This is a genomic window from Myxococcus sp. CA039A (genome assembly GCF_013336645.1).
In the GTDB taxonomy this organism is placed as follows: Bacteria; Myxococcota; Myxococcia; order Myxococcales; family Myxococcaceae; genus Myxococcus; species Myxococcus llanfairpwllgwyngyllgogerychwyrndrobwllllantysiliogogogochensis.
The window spans coordinates 34003-54963 of record NZ_JABUMQ010000002.1; the positions used below are offsets into that span (position 1 = coordinate 34003).

The 20961-nt window shown below is 70.0% G+C and carries 1 protein-coding gene (only partly in view); it reads left to right on the forward strand.

Every position in this 20961-nt window falls within one protein-coding gene, locus HR086_RS00485, for a non-ribosomal peptide synthase/polyketide synthase (protein WP_174464524.1), read on the forward strand. The gene is 46692 nt long; 13386 of those nucleotides lie to the left of the window and 12345 to its right, leaving coding positions 13387-34347 in view (codon 4463, complete, through codon 11449, complete); the first codon wholly inside the window starts at position 1. Both the start codon and the stop codon lie outside the window.

Genomic DNA, 20961 nt, shown 5'->3' on the forward strand with positions numbered 1-20961 from the left:
CCCGTGGAGGACCTGAGCACGCTGGCTCCCGCCGCGCGCGAGACCGCGCTCCGCGCTCGGATGGTCGAGGAGGCACATCACCGGTTCGACCTCCAGAACGGTCCAATGCTGCGCACGGTGCTCGTCCGCACTGAGCCCGCCGAGCACGTCCTGTTGCTGTGCATGCACCACATCGTCTCGGACGGCTGGTCCATGGGCGTGCTGGTGCGAGAGGTGGCCGCGCTCTACGAGGCCATCGCCGAGGGCCGTGAGCCCACCTTGCCCGAGCTGCCCGTGCAGTACGCGGACTTCGCGGCGTGGCAGCGGCAGTGGGTGCGCTCCGAGGGCATCCAGGGACAGCTCGAAGCCCTGCGCGCCCGCTTCGTCGGGGCTCCCGCGCTGGAGCTTCCGGCGGACACCGTGCGTCCCACGACGCGGACGATTCGGGGTGGCAGTCACTTCTTCACGCTGCCCCCGGAGCTGGTGGCGGAGCTGGAGAAGCTGGCTCGCGCCGAAGGGGCCACGCTGTTCATGGTCCTGCTCGCCGCGTTCGAGGTGTTGCTGTCGCGCTACTCCGGGCAGCAGGACTTCTGCATCGGAAGCCCGGTGGCCCAGCGCACCCGAGCAGAGCTGGAGCCGCTCATCGGCTTCTTCGTCAACACGCTGGTGCTGCGGGCCCGCGTCGACGGCAACCCGACCTTCACGGAGCTGGTGGCGCGAGTCCGTGAGGAGTCGCTGGCCGCGTACGTCCATCAGGACGTCCCATTCGACCAGCTCGTGGAGTCGCTCGGCGGCGAGCGCGAGGGCCGCAGGTCTCCGCTCATCCAGGTCATGTTCGCGTTGCAGAACGCGCCCATGCAGCCTCCGGCGCTGCCCGGCGTCCGGGTCGACGTGTTGAAGACCGCGACGAACACCGCGCGGCTCGACCTCACGATGTCCCTGATGGAGCAGCAGGACGGCGGACTCGACGGCGCGTTGGAGTTCAGTCTCGACCTGTTCTCCCCTGCTTCCGCCGAGCGGCTGGGCCGACACTTCCGCGTCCTGCTGGAGACCGTGGCCCGCGATGCGAAGAGCCCCATCGGACAGCTTCCGCTGATGGGTGAGGAGGAGCGGCGACAGGTGCTGGTGGAGTTCCAGGGCCGCACGGAGTCCTACCCGCGCGATGTGTCCCTGCACTCGCTCATCGAGGCCCAGGTCCTTCGTTCTCCCAACGCGGAGGCCGTCCGCTTCGAGGACTCCTCCCTCTCCTTCTCCCAGCTCGACTCTCGCGCCAACCAGCTCGCCTGGCACCTGCGCTCTCTCGGTGCTCGTCCCGGCGTCCTCGTCGGTGTCTGCCTGGAGCGCTCGCTGGACCTCGTCGTCGCGCTCCTCGCCGTCCTCAAGTCCGGCGCCGCCTACGTCCCCCTGGACCCGGCCTACCCCCGTGAGCGCCTCGCCGGAATGCTGGAGGACGCGGATGCACCCGTCCTCGTCACCCACGAGCACCTCAAGGCCGTCCTGCCTCCTCACGCCTCTCGCGTGCTGTGCCTGGACTCCGACGCGGCCGCTGTCTCTCGTCAGCCCTCGACGACTCCCTCGCCCCTGGCCGGCGCCGACTCCCTCGCCTACGTCATCTTCACCTCGGGCTCCACCGGCCGCCCCAAGGGCGCCATGAATGCCCACTCCGGCATCGTCAATCGCCTGCTGTGGATGCAGCAGCAGTACGGCCTGTCTCCCGACGACTCCGTCCTTCAGAAGACTCCCTTCTCCTTCGACGTCTCCGTCTGGGAGTTCTTCTGGCCCCTCATGACGGGTGCTCGCCTCGTCCTCGCGAAGCCCGGTGGACACCAGGACCCCGCCTACCTCGTCCGCCTCATCTCCGAGCAGCGCATCTCCACCCTGCACTTCGTCCCCTCCATGCTCCGCGCCTTCCTGGAGGAGCCGGGACTCGAGAAGCTCTCGGGCCTGCGTCGCGTCGTGTGCAGTGGTGAGGCTCTCTCCTCGGAGTTGGTGGCTCGCGCCCACTCGCGCCTGCCCGCCTCCGCGGAAGTCCACAACCTCTACGGCCCCACCGAGGCCGCCGTCGACGTCTCCTTCTTCCACTGCGCTCGCGGCTCCTCCCGCTCCTCCGTCCCCATTGGCAGGCCCGTCGCCAACACCCGCCTCTACGTCCTCGACTCCCAAGGCCAGCCCACTCCCATCGGCGTCCCTGGTGAGCTCTTCATCGGCGGCGTCCAGGTCGGCCTCGGCTACTGGCGCAGGCCCCAGCTCACCGCCGAGCGCTTCCTCCCCGACGCCTTCTCCGACGCTCCCGAGGCCCGCCTCTACCGCACCGGCGACGTCGCTCGCTGGCTGCCGGACGGCACTCTCGAGTACCTCGGCCGCTCCGACTTCCAGGTCAAGCTGCGCGGCTTCCGCATCGAGCTGGGTGACATCGAGGCAGCTCTCCTTTCACACCCCTCCGTCCGCGACGCCGTCGTCCTCGTTCGCGAGGACGTCCCCGGCGACCAGCGCCTCGTCGCCTACGTGGTCCAGGAGTCCGCGTCGTCCGACACGACCGGGCTGAAGGACCACCTGGCGACCCGACTCCCCACCTTCATGGTGCCCTCGGCCTTCGTGAGCCTCCCCGTCTTCCCCCTGTCTCCGAGCGGGAAGCTGGACCGGAAGGCGCTCCCGGCCCCGGTGACACCGACCACGGGAGGAACCACCGCGCCCACGGCACCTGAACGACTCACGCCCTTCCAGCAACGGGTCGCCAGCGCCTTCCGCGAGCTGCTCCGTGTCGAGCACGTGGGGCTGCATGACGACTTCTTCGCGCTCGGCGGACACTCGCTGCTCGCGACCCAGCTCGTCTCTCGCATCCGCACCACGTTCGGCGTCGAACTCCCCGTGCACGCCCTGTTCGACGCGCCCACCGTGGCCCGAGTCACCGAGCTTGTCGAAGAGGGAATGCTCTTCCGCTCGACACCGTCGCAGGTGCCGCCGCTGCGGCCCATTCCTCGCGACGGGGAGCTGCCGCTGTCGTTCGCGCAGCAGCGGCTGTGGCTGCTGGACCAGGTCCAGCCAGGAGGCACCCAGTACAACGTGTCCGGCGCGGTCCGGCTGGAAGGCGCCTTGAATCCCGAGGCGCTGCGGCAGGCGCTGGACGTCCTCGTCTCCCGTCACGAGCCCCTGCGCGCGACCTTCGCGCTCAAGGACGGCCAGCCCACGCAGACGTTCCATCCCCACAAGCCGTGGACCCTGCCGCTCGCCGACCTCACCGACGTCTCGCCTGCGGAGCACGAGGCCGCGGCGCGCAAGTACGCCGCCGAGGAGGCCAGCCAGCCGTTCGACCTGAGCGCCGGGCCGCTCCTGCGCACCGTCCTGGTGAAGCTCGACTCGGAGCTGCACGTACTGGTGCTCGTCATGCACCACATCATCTCGGACGGCTGGTCCCTGGCGGTGATGGTGCGCGAGGTGGCGTTGGCCTACGAGGCCTTCTCCGCGCAGAAGGCTCCGGCGCTGTCTCCGCTGCCGGTGCAGTACGTCGACTTCGCGGCGTGGCAGCGCCAGTGGCTCCAGGGCGACACGCTCGCCAGGGAAGTCGCCTGGTGGAAGCAGCGACTCGAAGGCGCGCCTCACGTCCTCGATCTGCCCACCGACCTGCCGCGTCCCGCGCTGCGCACGCCGCGGGGGGCCTCGCACGCCATCCAGCTTCCTCGTGAGCTGGTGAATCGCGTCGTTTCCCTCGGACGGCAGGCAGGGGCCACGCCCTTCATGACCTTGCTGGCCGCGTGGCAGACGCTGCTCTCGCGCTACAGCCGGCAGGATGAGCTGCTCGTCGGCTCGCCCATCGCGGGCCGCCGCCATGGCGAACTGGAGGGACTGGTCGGGTTCTTCGTCAACACGTTGGTGCTGCGCGCACGGGTGCGTCCGGAGGACTCATTCCGCGCATTGCTCGCCCAGGTGCGTGAGACGACCCTCGCGGCGTATGAGCACCAGGACCTGCCCTTCGAGCGGCTCGTCGAGGAACTCCAGCCCCAGCGAGACCTGGGACGCACGCCGCTGGTGCAGGTGGTCTTCGCGCTCCAGAACACGCCCGCCACGACGATGAACGTGCCCGGCCTGACGTTGCGCCAGCTCGACGTGGACAACGACACCGCGCGCTTCGACCTCGGCCTCGTCCTCGTGGAAGAGGCGGACGGGCTGCGCGGCGTCATCGAGTACAGCACGGAGCTGTTCACCGCGCCCACGGTGGCACGCCTCGCGAGCCACCTGCGAAACCTGCTCGAAGCCGTGGTGGCGACTCCGGACCGTGCGCTGGGGACGCTGGACCTGCTCTCGTCGGACGAGCGCCGTCAGCTCGTGGTCGACTGGAGTGACACCGTGCGGCCCTTCCCGGCGGATGCCACGTTCGTGGACGGGTTCTCGCGACAGGCGAACCTGCGCCCCGATGCCATCGCCCTGGAGTCCGGCGAACAGAAGCTGACGTACAGGGAGCTGGAGGCACGGGCCAACCGCCTCGCGCACCTGCTGCGTTCTCGCGGTGTGGGGCCCGAGGTCCTCGTCGCCGTGTGCCTGGAGCGCGGCTTCGACATGGTGGTCACCATCCTCGCCGTGATGAAGGCGGGTGGTGCCTACGTCCCGCTCGACGCGGCGTACCCGGCCCAGCGCCTGGCCTTCATGGTCGAGGACGCGCGGCCGAAGCTGCTCGTCTCCTCGCGCGCGCTGCGGGAGCGGCTGTCCCTCCCTGACTCGGGGCTGGAGAGCCTGAACCTGGAGGACCTGAAGCTGGACTCATGGCCCACGACGCCACCGAGCTCCGGCGCGGGCCCCCGCAACCTCGCGTACGTCATCTTCACGTCCGGCAGCACGGGGCGGCCCAAGGGTGTCGCCATCGAGAACCGGGGCTTGCTGCGCCTGTGCCACGCGGATCGGTACGCGCGGTACGGAGCACGAGAGACCAGCATCCTGCTCGCGCCCATTTCGTTCGATGGCTCGGTGTTGGAGCTGTGCCCCTCGCTGCTGCATGGCGGCCGAGTGGTCATCTACCCGGCCAACGCCGTCCCCAGTGACCTGGACACGCTGGGCGCGGTCATGGAGCGGCATGGCGTCACGTTCACGCACCTGCCCTCGGGCCTCTTCGCGCAGCTCGTGGAGCACCGCCCCGACATCCTGGAGCGCCTGAAGGAGATTCACGTCGGCGGTGAGGTCCTCTCGGCGCCCCATGCGCATCGCGCGCTGTCCACGGTGCGCGGCTCGCTGACCAACGCCTATGGGCCCACCGAGGTCTCGGTCATCGCCACGGCCTTTTCCATCCAGCGGCCGATGCCGTCGGGCGTGTCGTTCCCCATTGGAACGCCCATCGACAACACGCAGGCGTACGTCCTGGATGCCCGGCAGCAGTTGGTGCCCGTGGGCGTCCCTGGCGAGCTGTACCTCGGTGGCCTGGGTGTGGCTCGCGGCTATGTGTCGCGTCCGGACCTCACCGCCGAGCGCTTCGTCCCGAATCCCTACGGCAACCTCCCGGGAGAGCGGCTCTACCGCACCGGTGACGTCGTCCGCTGGCGGGCCGAGGGCGTGCTGGAGTTCATCGGACGCACGGACCAGCAGGTGAAGATCCGCGGCTTCCGTATCGAGCTGTCCGAAGTGGAAGCCGCCCTGGCCTCGCAACCCGCCGTGCACGAAGTCGCCGCCGTGGTTCGCGAAGACGTCCCGGGTGACAGGCGACTGGTGGCCTACGTCTCCGCGCGGGAGGGCCAGACGCTGGACACGGCCGAACTGCGCGCGGGGCTGCGCCAGCGGCTGCCCGAGTACATGGTGCCGTCGGTCATCGTCACGCTGCCCACGCTGCCGCTGAGTTCGACGGGCAAGGTGGACCGCAAGGCGCTGCCGAAGCCGGATGCCGCGTCCACGGGACGACAGGGCCGCTTCGTCGAGCCAGCGAATCCGCTGGAGCAGCGCATCTCCGCCATCTGGGCGAAGGAGCTGGGCACCGAGCGCGTCGGCATGCATGACCACCTCTTCGAGGAGCTGGGCGGCACGTCGCTCTCCGTCGTGCGCATCGCCGCGCGTTTGCGTGAAGAGCTGGGCCAGCCGCTCCCCGTGGTGTGGCTGTTCGAACACCCCACCGTCCAGGGGCTCGCCCGTGCCCTGGAGAAGCAGGGCGCGGAGGCCGCCGCCACGGCGACGCCTCACGTCGAGCCCGAGCCTCAGCGCCCCGTGTCCAAGCCCTCCACCTCGGGGGCCGTCGCCATCATCGGCATGGCGGGACGTTTCCCCGGCGCGAGGTCCGTGGGCGAGTTCTGGCGCAACCTGCGCGGAGGCATCGAGTCCATCACCTGGTTCAAGCCCGAGGAGCTGGAGCGCATGCCCGGCCTCCCCGAGGGCATCGACCTGAGCCAGCACCCGGCGTTCGTCCCGGCGGGGGGCGTGCTCGAAGGCGCGGACCGCTTCGACCACGCGTTCTTCGACATGTCCCTGCGCGAGGCGCAGTGGCTGGACCCGCAGCAGCGCGTGTTCCTCCAGTCGGCCTGGACGGCGCTGGAAGACGCGGGCATCGACCCTGATCGCTTCCCGGGGGCCATCTCCCTGTACGCGGGGGCCATCGACTCCGGCTACACGGAGGCGGTGCGCGCCACGGTGCCGCTGGATGGCGCCGCGCTGTTCGAACTCTACGGCACGGCCACTCACGAGAGCCTGGCCACGAAGACGTCCTTCAAGCTGGGCCTCACCGGTGAGAGCGTCCTCATCCACACCGCGTGCTCCACGGGGCTGGTGGCCGTCCACCTGGCCTGCCAGAACCTGCTCGCGGGAATGTCCGACGTGGCCATGGCCGGGGCGACGCGCCTGTCGGTGCCCCAGCGCACGGGCTACGTGTACCAGGAGGGAATGATTCTCTCGCCGGACGGGCACTGCCGCTCGTTCGACGCGGCGGCGCAGGGCACCGTCTCCGGCAACGGCGTGGCCTGCGTCGTCCTCAAGCGCCTGGAGGACGCGGAGCGGGATGGCGATGCCATCTACGCGGTGATTCGCGCGACGGCGACCAACAACGACGGGCGCGACAAGTCGGGCTTCACCGCGCCCAGTGTGCAGGGGCAGTCCGCGGTCATCCGCCAGGCGCTCGCGCGCTCCGGCGTGCCGGCCTCGGACATCGGCTACGTGGAGGCGCACGGCACGGCGACTCCGCTGGGAGACCCCATCGAGGTGACGGCGCTCCAGCGCGCCTACGGCCTGGGCCCCGAGCACCGAGGCACCATCGCCCTGGCCTCGTTGAAGTCCAACGTCGGCCACCTGGATACCGTCGCCGGACTCGCGGGCCTCATCAAGGTCGCGCTGTCGCTGCGGCACGGGGAGATTCCCCCGAGCCTGCACTTCGAGCGCCCCAATCCGCAGATTGATTTCGACGCCACGCCCTTCTTCGTCAACACCACCCTTCGGCCGTGGCCGAGGAGCGAGACCCCGCGGCGCGCCGCGGTCAGCTCCTTCGGCATTGGCGGCACCAACGCCCACGCCGTGCTCGAGGAGTCCCCGATGTCTCCGAGCGGCAGCAGCTCCCGCACCCATCACCTGTTCGTCCTGTCCGCACGCACGCCCGAGGCGCTGGATGCGGCCTCGAAGCAGCTCGCCTCCCATGCGGAGGCGCATGCCGAAGCCCTGCCCGTGGCGGATGCCGCCTTCACGCTCGCCGTTGGCCGCAAGGTCTTCGAGCATCGCCGCGTGGTGGTGGCTCGCGACGCGGCCGAGCTGACGCGACAGCTCCTCAAGCCCTCCACGCCGACGAAGGTGAAGGACACGGAGGCCGCGCGTCGGCGCCGCATCGCCTTCATCTTCCCGGGCCAGGGGAGCCAGCAGTTGGGCATGGGTCGAGAGTTGCTCGACACCGAGCCCACGTTCCGCGCCCATGTCGAGGCGTGCCTGTCGCTGCTGACTCCGGCGCTGCGGGCCCAGGTCCGCACGCTGCTGACCTCCGCACCGGGACAGGAGGCCGAGCACGCGACGCTGCTCGCGGACACGCGCGTCGCGCTGCCGGCGCTGTTCACCGTCGAGTGCTCGCTCGCGCGGATGTGGATGGACTGGGGCCTGAAGCCCCATGCCGTCCTGGGACACAGCTTCGGTGAGTACGCCGCGGCCTGCGTCTCCGGAGTGTTGTCGCTGGAGGACGGCCTGAAGCTGGCCGTGGCCCGAGGCGAGCTGATGCACCGGATGCCGCCGGGAGCCATGCTCGCGGTGGCGCTGCCCGAGTCGCAGGTGCAGCCGCTGCTGTCGGGCCGGCTGTCCCTGGCCGCGGTCAACGCGGTGGACCGCTGCGTCGTCGCGGGCCCCGTGGCGGAGGTGGAGCAACTCCAGGAGACGCTGAAGCGCCGGGACGTCGGTGTGGTGCGGATGCCCGCGCCCCATGCGTTCCACTCGGCGGATGTGGAGCCGCTGATGCCCGAACTCTCGCGGGTGGTGGCCTCGCTGCGCCGCTCCGAGCCGACGGTGCGCTACGCGTCCAGCGTGACGGGCACGTGGGCACGGACCGGGGCGCTGGCCGAGCCTCGGTACTGGGCCGACCAGATGCGCGAGCCGGTGTTGTTCGCCGACGCGGTGGGAGCGCTGCTCGAAGAGGGATGCAGCGTGTTGCTGGAGGTGGGCCCTGGACAGGATTTGACGCCGCTGGTGCGCGCATCACTGGGCCAGGACAAGGACCGGGTGAAGGCGCTCGCCACGCTGCGGCGGGGGACCTCAACGCCCGAGCACGCGAGTCTCCTCGCGTCCGTGGGTGAGCTGTGGACCCAGGGTGTGGAGGTGGAGTGGTCCGCCTTCTTCGCGCATGAGCAGCGACACCGACTGCACCTGCCCACGTATCCGTTCCAGGAGAAGCGCGTCTGGGTGGAGGCAAAGCCCGGCGCTGCACCTGTGCAGCCCCTGGTCGTCGCGGAGTCCGTGCAGATGAGGGCCGCGTCCGGAGCACCAACGCCGGTCGCGCATCCTCCGTCTGTCACAGCCATGGCGTCCGGGACGGAGCCCGGGCGTCCGACGACGACGGGGCTCGTGCCACCGCCGGCGTTGGTTGCTCCGTCGGAGTCGTCTGGGTACAGGCCTGCTCACGTGGTGCCATCGGAGGCCACTGGCGTCCGGCCCGCCCACGGAGTCCCGGCCGGTTCTCCCGGCTCACCGCCCGTGCACGGACTCCCGTCCAAACCCGCTGGCTCACGGCCCACTCACGCCGTCCAGAGTGAGTCCGCGGGCTTCCGCCCTGCCCACGTGGCGCCGTCGGAGACCTCAGGCTTCCAGCCAGCCCAGGTAGCGTCGCTGGAACCCTCGGGATTCCGACCCGGCCACGTGGCGCCAGTGGAGGCACCTCGGTCGCCACCGGTGACTCCCGAGCCGGAGCCCGTGGAAGCCACGCCGACTCGCGAGGACGCACCGCGCGGTGCCATCGAGGAGCGACTCGCGGGACTCTGGCGTGAGCGTCTGGGCCTGGAGTTCGTCGGCCGCGACGACGACTTCCTGGAGATTGGCGGCAACTCGCTGATGGCCGCGCAGCTTCTCAACCAGGTCCGAGAAGCGTTCGGCGTGCAGCTCCCCCTGGCGGCGCTGTTCGAGGCGCCCACGGTGGCCGGCATCGCTCTGCGCATCGAGCCGATGCTGCGGCAGGCCCCCGTCGCCGCGCCGACGCGCGAGCTGCCCCTGGTCCCCCTGCCCCGCACAACCGAGCTGCCGCTCTCCTTCGTCCAGGAACGTGTCTGGCGGCTGGAGCAGCACCTGCCCGGCCTCTCCGCGTACAACATCCCCTTCGTCCTGCGACTCGAAGGAGATCTGGACGCGGCCACGCTGGCGCGCGCGGTCCAGGAGGTCGTCCGACGGCACGAGGCCCTGCGCACGACGTATGACGTGGTCGACGGCCGACCCGTCCAGCGGTTCCACCACGACGTACACATCCCCCTCCCCATCGTCGACGTACACGGAGCCACGCCCGAGCTGCGCGAAGCCGAGGCCATGCGCCTGGCGCGCGAGGAGGCGATGCTCCCGTTCGACCTGGTGAACGGGCCCGTCATCCGGACCTCACTGCTCAGGCTGGAGCCTGGGCACCACCTGCTGCTGGGCAGCATCCACCACGTCGTCTGCGACACGCTCTCCACCGCGCTCTTCATCAACGAGCTGGTGCAGCTCTACGGCGCCTTCAAGCAAGGCCGCCCGTCGCCCCTGCCTCCCCTGCCCATCCAGTACGCGGACTTCGGCGCGTGGCAGCGCGGCGGCATCCGCGAGGGCCGCTTCCCCGAGCAGGAGCAGTGGTGGCGTCAGCGGCTCGCGGGAATGCCGCGTCAGCTCGAGGTGGCCACGGACCGCAAGCGCCCCGCGAGCTGCCCGCTCACCTCCGTGCGCCTGCCCGTGGAGTTCCCGCGAGCCCTGGCCCGCGAGCTGGGCGCGTTCGGTAAACGCGAGGGCTTCACGTCGTACATGCTGGTGCTCGCCGCGTGGCAGACCTTGCTGCACCGCTACAGCGGACAGACGGACATCATCGTCGGCACGCCCCTGGGCAATCGCACCCGGCCGGAGCTGCTGCCCCTCATCGGATACGTGGCGCACTCCGCCGCGTTCCGCACCAGCTTCGCGGACGACCCGACGTTCCGTGAGCTGCTCAACCGTGTGCGCCAGGAACTGAACGAGGTCCAGTCCCGTCCGGACGTGCCCTTCGAATACCTGGTGGAAGCACTCGTCCCCGGCAAGGACATTGGCCGTGGGCGCATGACGGACACCGTCTTCGTGTTCCACAGCGGCATCAGCGGCGGAGCGGCGGCCCTGGAGATGACCGGGGTCCGCGGCTCCATCGTCGAAGTCCCGGACGGCCCCGTGCAGTGGGGCACCACGCTGTCTGACTTGACGCTCGTGCTCGGTGACGAGTCGGGCCGCGTCCACGGCGCGCTGGAGTACGCCACGGAGCTGTTCGACGCGGCGACCGCCGGTCGGATGGTGGACCACCTCCACGTGCTGCTCGCGTCCGCGATGGCTCGTCCGGATGAGCGCGTCTCTCGCCTGCCCCTGGCCACCGAGACCGAGCGCGCCACCTGGCCCGCGCCGCGTCCCGTGCGTGTCTCCACCTCCGTTCCAGCCCAACTCGCTGAGCGCTCGAAGCGGAGCCCGGGCACCGTGGCCGCCATCATCGGGGACCAGTCCTGGTCCTGGGCGAAGCTGACCCGGCGCGCGGAGAATGTCGCCGCCCGACTGCGTGCCACGGGATTGACTCCCGGAGCCCCCGTCGCGGTCTGCCTGCCTCCGTCCCCCTCGAAGCTGGCGGTCCTCTGGGGTGTCCTCGAAGCCGGAGGCGCGGTGGTGGCCCTCGGCGCCACGGACCTGGGTGGGCTCGCGGCCTATGCGCCCCAGGGCGCGGCAACGCCCCTGCTCATCACCTGGCGAGGGATTGTCACCTCCTCGAAGCTCGATGCCACGCGCACGCTCTACCTCGAGGATGTCCTCGACGCATCGGTGCCTGCGAGCACGGGCGCACGTGGAACTCGCGCGGATGCGGCGGCCTGGCTGTTGCCTTCGGGCGCGGGCCAGCCGGCGTGGACGCTGGACCATCACTCCCTGGCGGAGCTGTTCACCGCGCTGGATGAGCGCCTGCGTCCGTCGGAAGACGGCACGTGGCTCGCGGCGGTCGACACGTCGGCGGAGCGTCCGGAGCTGGAGATGTTGTGGGCGCTCTCGCGCGGTCTGCGCGTGGCGTTCCCCTCCGAGCAGGTCTCCGCGCGACTGGTGCGACTGCAAGGCGGCGGTCCTCGCACCCAGGCGATGGACATGAGCCTCATCTACTTCGCCAACGATGAGGACTCGATGACGGGTCCCAAGTACGAGCTGCTCGTCGAGGGCGCGAAGTTCGCGGATGCCCACGGCTTCTCGGCCGTCTGGACGCCCGAGCGGCACTTCCACTCGTTCGGCGGTCTCTACCCGCAGCCGGCGGTCGTCGCCGCGGCACTGGCCACCATCACCAAACGCCTGCAGTTGCGCTCCGGCAGCGTGGTGCTGCCGCTGCATGACCCCATGCAGGTCGCCGAGCAGTGGTCCGTCGTGGACAACCTCTCGGGCGGCCGCGTGGGCCTCTCGGTGGCCACGGGCTGGCACGTGGCGGACTTCTCGTTCGCTCCGGCCAACTTCGAGGACCGCCGCAACATCCTGATGAAGCACCTGGCGACGCTGCGCTCCCTGTGGCGGGGCGAGAAGATGAAGCGGCTGGGTGGTGGTGGCGTGACGGTGGAGGTCGGGCTGCGTCCGAAGCCCGTGCAGAAGGAGCTGCCCGTCTGGCTCACGGCCGTGGGCAATCCGGAGACGTTCCGACTGGCCGGCGAGGTGGGCGCGGGCGTGCTCACCGGCCTGCTCGCGCTGTCCATCGACGAGCTGAAGCAGCGGGTCGCCCTCTACCGGGAGGCGTGGCGTCGCAACGGCCACCCGGGTCGAGGCCACGTCACGGTGATGCTGCACGCCTTCATCGGCGACGATGAACAGGAAGTCCTTCGCACGGTGCGCAAGCCGCTGCTGGGCTACTTCCGCAGCTCGGCGGAGATCACCGCCACGCTGCTCGCGGCCCAGGGGCACCAGGGCGAAATCGACAAGGTCTCCGAGGAGGACATCAACACCCTCCTGGAGCACACCTTCGAGCACCATGCGAAGGGCACGGGCCTCATCGGCACGGTGGAGAGCGGCTTCAAGCGCCTGCTCGACGTGCGGGTGGCGGACGTGGATGAGATCGCCGCGCTCATCGACTTCGGGCTCGAGACGCCCGTGGTGCTCAAGGGGCTCGAGAAGCTCTCCGCCATCCGAGACCGCCTGGAGCAAGAGGCCGCCACGCGCCACGAGCAGGTCTTGGTGGAAGGCGACCAGGGCGTAGGCGAGGTGCTGGAGCTGGCACGGCAATCAGGCCAGGTCCTCCTGCACACGTCCGCGCGCCTCGCGCGCACGCTGACCGAGCTGCCCGGCGCCCGTGAGGCGCTGGGGCCCGTGGGAGCCCTGGTGCTCGATGGGGCTTCCCCCGAGCTGGCCACGACGCTGCATCAGAGTTCGGGACTCCAGGTTTTGCTCGCGGGCGGCGCACGAGAAGGCGCGCTGGTTCCCCGAGGCCCCGAGGAGCGCATCCCCGCGGGCCTCCGTCCGTGGATTCTCGACGGCGCGGGCCACCCCGTGCCCGTGGGAGTCGTCGGAGAGCTGGCGCTGGAAGGCGCGGGCCTGCCCTCCGGACTGTGGCGCTCCGAAGAGGAGGAGCGCCGTCGTCTGGTGGCCCACCCCATGGGAGGCGCGTCCCAGGTGTTCCGCACCGGCCGCCATGCGCGACTGCGCGCGGATGGACGCGTGGAGAATGTCCAGGTCTCCGTACCCAAGCCCCCTGCCCCCGTGGCCAAGGCGCCACCCGCGAAGACCGAGAGCCCCGCGCCCCGTGCGGCCACGGTGCCCACCGCGCCCACGGGGATTCCGAGGGCACGGCGCGACAGGCCGTTGCCGCTGTCCTTCGCGCAGCAGCGCCTGTGGTACCTGCAGCAGCTCGACCCGACGAGCACCGCGTACAACAACAGCTCCAGCTTCCGGCTCGTCGGTCCGCTGGACACCGACGCGCTCCAGGCCGCGCTGAACACGTTGGTGCAGCGTCACGAGGTGATGCGGACCACGTACCAGCTCACCGAGGACGGAGCGGTGCAGATCATCCACCCCAAGGGTGGCCTGCCCATGCCGCTGGAGGTAGTGGCTGGAGCGACCTCCGAGGAGCGCGAGGCCGAGCTGATGCGCCGCTGCCAGGAGAACGGCGCGCGGACGTTCGACCTGGAGCAAGGTCCGGTCATCCGCGCGGTGTTGCTGCGCATGGGGCCACAGGACCACGTCCTCAACATGGTCATGCACCACGCCATCTCGGATGCGTGGTGCTCGCTGGTGCTCGCGAGAGAGATGTCGGTGCTCTACGCGTGCTTCAGCGCGGGCATCCCCAACCCCTTGCCCGAGCTGCCCGTGCAGTACGCGGACTACGCGGTCTGGCAGCGGGAGTGGCTGGAGGGCGCGGTCCTCGACGGACAGATTCGCTGGTGGAAGGACCAGCTCATTGGAGTACCCGCGCTGGAGCTGCCCGTGGATCGGCCGCGTCCGGCGGTGCAGTCCTACGACGGTGGAAGCCTGCGCTTCGTGCTGAGTCGCGAGGTGACGGAGCCCCTGCTCGCCCTGGGCCGCAAGGAAGGCGCGACGTCGTTCATGGTGATGCTGGCGCTGTACCAGGCGTTGCTGGGCCGCCACGCGGGCCAGGACGACTTCGCCATCGGCATCCCCATCGCGGGCCGCACGCAGCCGGAGACGGAGGGCCTCATCGGCTGCTTCGTCAATACCCTGGCCATGCGCTCCCAGCTCACGGGGACGCCGACCTTCCGCGAGCTATTGGGCCGCGTGAAGAAGCAGTCGCTGGGGGCCTTCTCGCGCCAGGACGCGCCCTTCGAGCGATTGATTGAAGTGCTCCAGACGCCGCGAGACCAGAGCCGCACGCCGGTCTTCCAGGTCGTCCTCAACGTCATCAACACGCCTCCGGCGGAGACCACGCATCAGACGCTCAAGCTGAGCCAGCTCGACGTCGCCACGGGGACGTCGAAGTTCGACCTGAGCCTGGAAGTCGTCGAGGGACAGGGCGAGCTCGCCTGCCGCTTCGAGTACGCCGCGAAGCTCTTCGATGACGCCACGATGGAGCGCCTCATCGAGCACCTCAACGTGCTCGCGCGCACTGTGGTGGCCTCACCGGACCTGCCGGTGCAGCGCCTCCCGCTGATGGGCGAGGAGGAGCGGCGACAGGTGCTGGTGGAGTTCCAGGGCCGCACGGAGTCCTACCCGCGCGATGTGTCCCTGCACTCGCTCATCGAGGCCCAGGTCCTTCGTTCTCCCAACGCGGAGGCCGTCCGCTTCGAGGACTCCTCTCTCTCCTTCTCCCAGCTCGACGCTCGCGCCAACCAGCTCGCCTGGCACCTGCGCTCTCTCGGTGCTCGTCCCGGAGTCCTCGTCGGTGTCTGCCTGGAGCGCTCCCTGGACCTCGTCGTCGCGCTCCTCGCCGTCCTCAAGTCCGGCGCCGCCTACGTCCCCCTGGACCCGGCCTACCCCCGCGAGCGCCTCTCCGGAATGCTGGAGGACGCGGATGCACCCGTCCTCGTCACCCACGAGCACCTCAAGCCCGTCCTGCCTCCTCACGCCTCTCGCGTGCTGTGCCTGGACTCCGACGCGGCCGCTGTCTCTCGTCAGCCCTCGACGACTCCCTCGCCCCTGGCTGGCGCCGACTCCCTCGCCTACGTCATCTTCACCTCGGGCTCCACTGGCCGCCCCAAGGGCGCCATGAATGCCCACTCCGGCATCGTCAATCGCCTGCTGTGGATGCAGCAGCAGTACGGCCTGTCTCCCGACGACTCCGTCCTTCAGAAGACTCCCTTCTCCTTCGACGTCTCCGTCTGGGAGTTCTTCTGGCCCCTCATGACGGGCGCTCGCCTCGTCCTCGCGAAGCCTGGCGGACACCAGGACCCCGCCTACCTCGTCCGCCTCATCTCCGAGCAGCGCATCTCCACCCTGCACTTCGTCCCCTCCATGCTCCGCGCCTTCCTGGAGGAGCCGGGACTCGAGAAGCTCTCGGGACTGCGTCGCGTCGTGTGCAGTGGTGAGGCTCTCTCCTCGGAGTTGGTGGCCCGCGCCCACTCGCGCCTGCCGGCCTCCGCGGAAGTCCACAACCTCTACGGCCCCACCGAGGCCGCCGTCGACGTCTCCTTCTTCCACTGCGCTCGCGGCTCCTCCCGCTCCTCCGTCCCCATCGGCAGGCCCGTCGCCAACACCCGCCTCTACGTCCTCGACTCCCTCGGCCAGCCCACTCCCATCGGCGTCCCTGGTGAGCTCTTCATCGGCGGCGTCCAGGTCGGCCTCGGCTACTGGCGCAAGCCCCAGCTCACCGCCGAGCGCTTCATCCCCGATGCGTTCTCCGACGCTACCGAGGCTCGCCTCTACCGCACCGGCGACGTCGCTCGCTGGCTGCCCGACGGCACGCTCGAGTACCTCGGCCGCTCCGACTTCCAGGTCAAGCTGCGCGGCTTCCGCATCGAACTCGGTGACATCGAAGCCGCTCTCCTTTCACACCCCTCCGTCCGCGACGCCGTCGTCCTCGTTCGCGAGGACGTCCCTGGCGACCAGCGCCTCGTCGCCTACGTCACGGGAGACGCGGAGCCGTTGACGGTTGAATTGCTGAAGACCCATCTCCAGCCGCGCCTGCCCGAGTACATGGTGCCGTCGGCCTTCACGCATCTGGGCGTGCTGCCGCTGTCTCCGAGCGGCAAGGTGGACCGAAAAGCCCTGCCCGCTCCTGAGGCGCCCGTCGCGCAGCCCGGCAGGTACGTGGCGCCCCGGACACCGCTGGAGGAAACACTCGCCACGCTCTTCGCGCAGGTGCTCGGCATCGAGCGCATCGGGATTCACGACGGCTTCTTCGAGATGGGCGGCCACTCGCTGCTCGCCACGCAGGTGGTCGTCCGCGTCCGGGGCGCGCTGGGCATGGAGCTGCCCCTGCGCACGCTGTTCGAGGCACCCACCGTGGCCGCGCTCGCGGCGCGTCTGGATGCCCGATCCCAGGGCACGAGCCCGAGCGGGGAGCAACCGCCCCTGGTTCGTGTGGACCGCACGGGACGACTCCCACTCTCCTTCGCGCAGCAGCGTCTGTGGTTCCTGGATCAGCTCCAGCCGGGCATGGCGCTCTACAACATGCCCGTGGCGCTGCGCCTGTCCGGACGTCTGGAGCACACCGCGTTCCAGCAGGCCGTGGACGAACTGGTGCGCCGCCACGAGTCCCTGCGCACCACGTTCCGCGTGGTGGAAGGCGAGCCTCATCAGGTCATCCACCCCGCCCTGCCCGGAAACCTCCGGGTGGTGGACCTCTCGGGCCGGTCCGCCGAGCAGCGAGCGGAAGAGACGACGCGGCTCGCGATGGAGGACGCGAGCCGTCCGTTCGACCTCGCCTCGGGTCCCCTCATGCGCACCACGTTGCTGGTGCTGGAACCGAACGAGCGCGTGCTGCTCTTGTGCATGCACCACACCGTCTCCGACGGCTGGTCCCAGACGGTGCTGGTGCGCGAGCTGGTCCAGCTCTACGAGGCTTTCCGACAGGGCCTGCCGTCACCGCTGCCGGAGCTGCCGATTCAGTACGCGGACTACTCCCTCTGGCAGCGCGACTGGCTCCAGGGCGCGACGCTCCAGACGCAGCTCGACTGGTGGAAGGGCCGGCTCTCGGGTGCCCCGGGCATGCTGGACCTGCTCACCGACAAGCCTCGCCCGGCGGTGCTCTCGCACCAGGGCGCCAGCATCCCCCTGAGCCTGTCACCCGCGCTCAGCAACGCGCTGGAGGCCCTCGCTCAACGTGAGCGCGTCACTCCCTTCATGCTGTTGCTGGCCGGCTTCCAGACCTTGCTGCACCGGTACTCGGGGCAGGACGACATCCTCATCGGCTCGCCCATCGCGGGGCGCCACCACGCCCGGACGGAGGGCCTCATCGGCTTCTTCGTCAACACCCTGGTGCTTCGCGCCCGCTTCGCTCCGGACCTCACGTTCCGGGGCCTGCTGGCCCAGGTCCGCGACATGACGCTCGGGGCCTACGAGCATCAGGACATCCCCTTCGAGCGGCTGGTGGAGGAGCTTCAGCCGACGCGTGACTTGAGCCGCACTCCGCTGTTCCAGGCCCTCTTCGCCCTCCAGAACATGCCGACCGCGGAGATGGCACTGCCGGAGCTGACGCTGCGAAGCGTGGACGTGGAACACACCGCCAGTCGCTTCGAGCTGGAGTTGGCCCTGACCCGAACGACGGAGGGCTACAGCGGAATCCTGTCCTTCAACACGGAGCTGTTCGAGCGCTCCACCGCCGAGCGCTTCGTGGCACACCTGCTGCGCCTGCTGGAAGCGGCCGTCGCCGAAGCGGACGCGCCGCTCTCCGCCCTCTCGCTGATGACGGAGGCCGAACGGCAGCGAGTCCTCGTCGAGTGGAATGACACCCGTGCGGACTACCCGTCCGAGGCCACCCTGCCCCTGCTGTTCTCCGAGCAGGTCCGGCGCACGCCCGAGGCCATCGCCATTCAGTTCGAGGGCCAGCACCTCACGTATGCGGAACTCGACGCGCGCTCGAACCAGCTCGCTCGACACTTGCTGTCCCTGGGCTTGGGGCAGGAGCCGCGCCTCGCCGTGTGCATTCCGCGGAGCCTGGAACTCTACGTGGCGCTGCTCGGCATCCTCAAGGCCGGCGGCTGCTACGTCCCGCTCGATGCGAGCCATCCGTCGCGGCGCATCGCGTTCATGCTCGAGGACTCCAGCGTCGCAGGTGTCCTCACCGTGAGCGCGGTCCAGGGCGTGATTCCCTCCGGGCCCTGGCCCGTGGTGGTGCTCGACACCGACTCCCCCCTCATCGCGAGTCGGTCCTCGGAGCCGCTCTCCGTACCGCTCTGCTCGGACAACCTCGCGTACGTCACGTACACGTCAGGCTCCACCGGCACACCCAAGGGCGTGGCCATCACCCATCGGGGCGTGCTGCGACTCATCTTCGGCGCGGGCTTCGCGTCTCGTGAGACTGGCGAGGTCATCCTCCAGGTGATTCCGCTGACGTTCGACCCTTCAGCGCAGGAGATCTGGAGCGCGCTGCTTTCGGGAGCGCGGCTCGCCGTGTATCCGCCGGGGACGCCGGAGGTGACGGAGCTGGCCCGCGTCATCGACGAGCACCACGTCACCACCGCGCAGCTCGCCAGCGCCCTCTTCGACGTCATGCAGCGGCATGAACCGGAGGCCCTGTCCCGACTGCCCCGGCTGTGGGTGGGAGGCGACGTACTGCCCGTCCCCACGGCTCGCGAGCGGCTGGCTCGAGGGCTCTCGCTCACCAACGTATACGGCCCCACGGAGGCCACCGTGGTGACGACGCTGCAGGTGCTGTCACCGGGCATGCCCCTGGGCGACTCCATCCCCATCGGCCGCCCCATTCCGAACACCCAGGTCTACGTCCTCGACGCCTCGCTGCGGCCCGTCCCGGTGGGCGTGCCCGGCGAGCTGTTCATCGGAGGCCCGGGCCTGGCACGTGGCTACCAGGGACGTCCCGCGCTCACCGCCGAGCGCTTCGTGCCGCATCCCTTCTCCACCACGCCCGGTGAGCGCCTCTATCGCACGGGAGACCGCGTGTGCTGGACGCAGGACGGTGTGCTCCGCTTCCTCGGACGCATCGACCTCCAGGTGAAGTTGCGCGGCTTCCGCATCGAGCTGGGTGAAATCGAGTCCTCCCTCCGCGCGCATCCCGAGGTGCGCGAGGTGGCCGTCGTCATTCGGGAGGACGTGCCCGGCGACAAGCGCCTGGTGGCCTACGTCGCCACGACCGACGGCAACCCGCCCACCGGCGAGGACCCCAAGGCGTGGCTGCGGCAACGGCTGCCCGAGTACATGGTGCCCGCGCACGTCATGTACCTGTCCGCCCTGCCTCAGACGACGCACGGCAAGGTGGACCGCAAGGCCCTGCCGGTTCCGGAGACGTCCGTGACGACGACACCGGAGGATGCGGCACCGCGAAGCCCGCTGGAGGCCCAGCTCGCGACCATCTGGGCGGAAGTCCTGCATCGCGACACCGTGGGCCGCCACGACAACTTCTTCGAGCTGGGCGGCCACTCGCTCATGGCGACGCAGGTGGTGTCGCGCATCCGCGCCGCGCTGGGCGTGGAGCTTCCGCTGGCCAGGCTGTTCAGCGCCCCCACGGTGGTGGAGCTGGCGGCGAAGCTCGGTTCGGCCACGAAGGTGAAGGCCCCGGCCCTCACGCGCGTCCCGCGCACGGACGACCTGCCGCTGTCGTTCGCCCAACAACGCCTGTGGTTCATTGACCAGCTCGAGCCGGGGTCCACGCTGTACAACAGCCCGCTCCCCCTGCGCCTGGAAGGCACGCTGGATGAGCGCGCCCTCCGTCAAACCTTCGACGAGCTGGTCCGGCGCCACGAGTCGCTGCGCACCACGTTCAGTTCCGAGGCGGGCCAGCCCGTCCAGAAGATCAGCCCCGCGACCTTCGTGCCCGTGCAGAAGGTGGACCTGTCGGACATGGACCCGGAGGACCTGCGCACCGCGGAGGCCTACCGGCTGGTGAACGAAGAGGCCCGTCGTCCGTTCGACCTGGCACGGGGCCCGCTGCTGCGAACGCTGTTGCTGAAGCTCCGGCCCCAGGAGCACATCCTGGTCCTCCACGTGCACCACATCGTGTCGGACGGCTGGTCGCTCGGCGTGTTCGTGCGCGAGATGACGGCGCTGTACGAGGCCTTCCGTCGAGGGCTCCCGTCGCCGCTTCCTGAGCTGTCCATCCAGTACGCGGACTACGCCGTCTGGCAGCGCTCATGGTTGCGAGACGACACGCTCACGGAGCAGGTCGGCTGGTGGAAGCAGCAGTTGGAAGGAGCGCCCTTCGCGCTGGACATGCCCACGGACAAGGCGCGTCCGGCGGTGTTCAGTCACCGGGGGGCCCTCGTCGATGTGCGCCTTCCGCTGAAGCTCTCCCAGGCCGTGGAGGCGCTGGCGCACAAGGAAGGCGCCTCGCCCTTCATGGTGCTGCTGGCCGCGTTCCAGACGTTGCTCCACCGGTACTCGGGGCAGGATGACATCCTCGTCGGCTCGCCCATCGCCAACCGCAACCTGGGGGACACGGAGGGGCTGATTGGCTTCTTCGTGAACACGCTGGTGCTGCGCGCGCGCTTCGGCCCGAAGCAGGGCTTCCGCGAACTGTTGGCGCAGATGCGCGACAGGACGCTGGGTGCGTACGAGTACCAGGGCGTTCCCTTCGAGAAGATGGTCGAGGAGCTCCAGCCGCGGCGTGACGCGAGCCGCACACCGTTGTTCCAGGCCATGTTCACGCTCCAGAACGCGCCGCTGCCGGAGATCGGCCTGCCGGAGCTGTCCGTGTCTCCGGCCGACCTCGACGAAACGGGCCTCGCCCTGGTCGAGCTGGGCCTGGACCTGACCCGAACCCCCGAGGGCTTCAACGGTGCCTTCAGC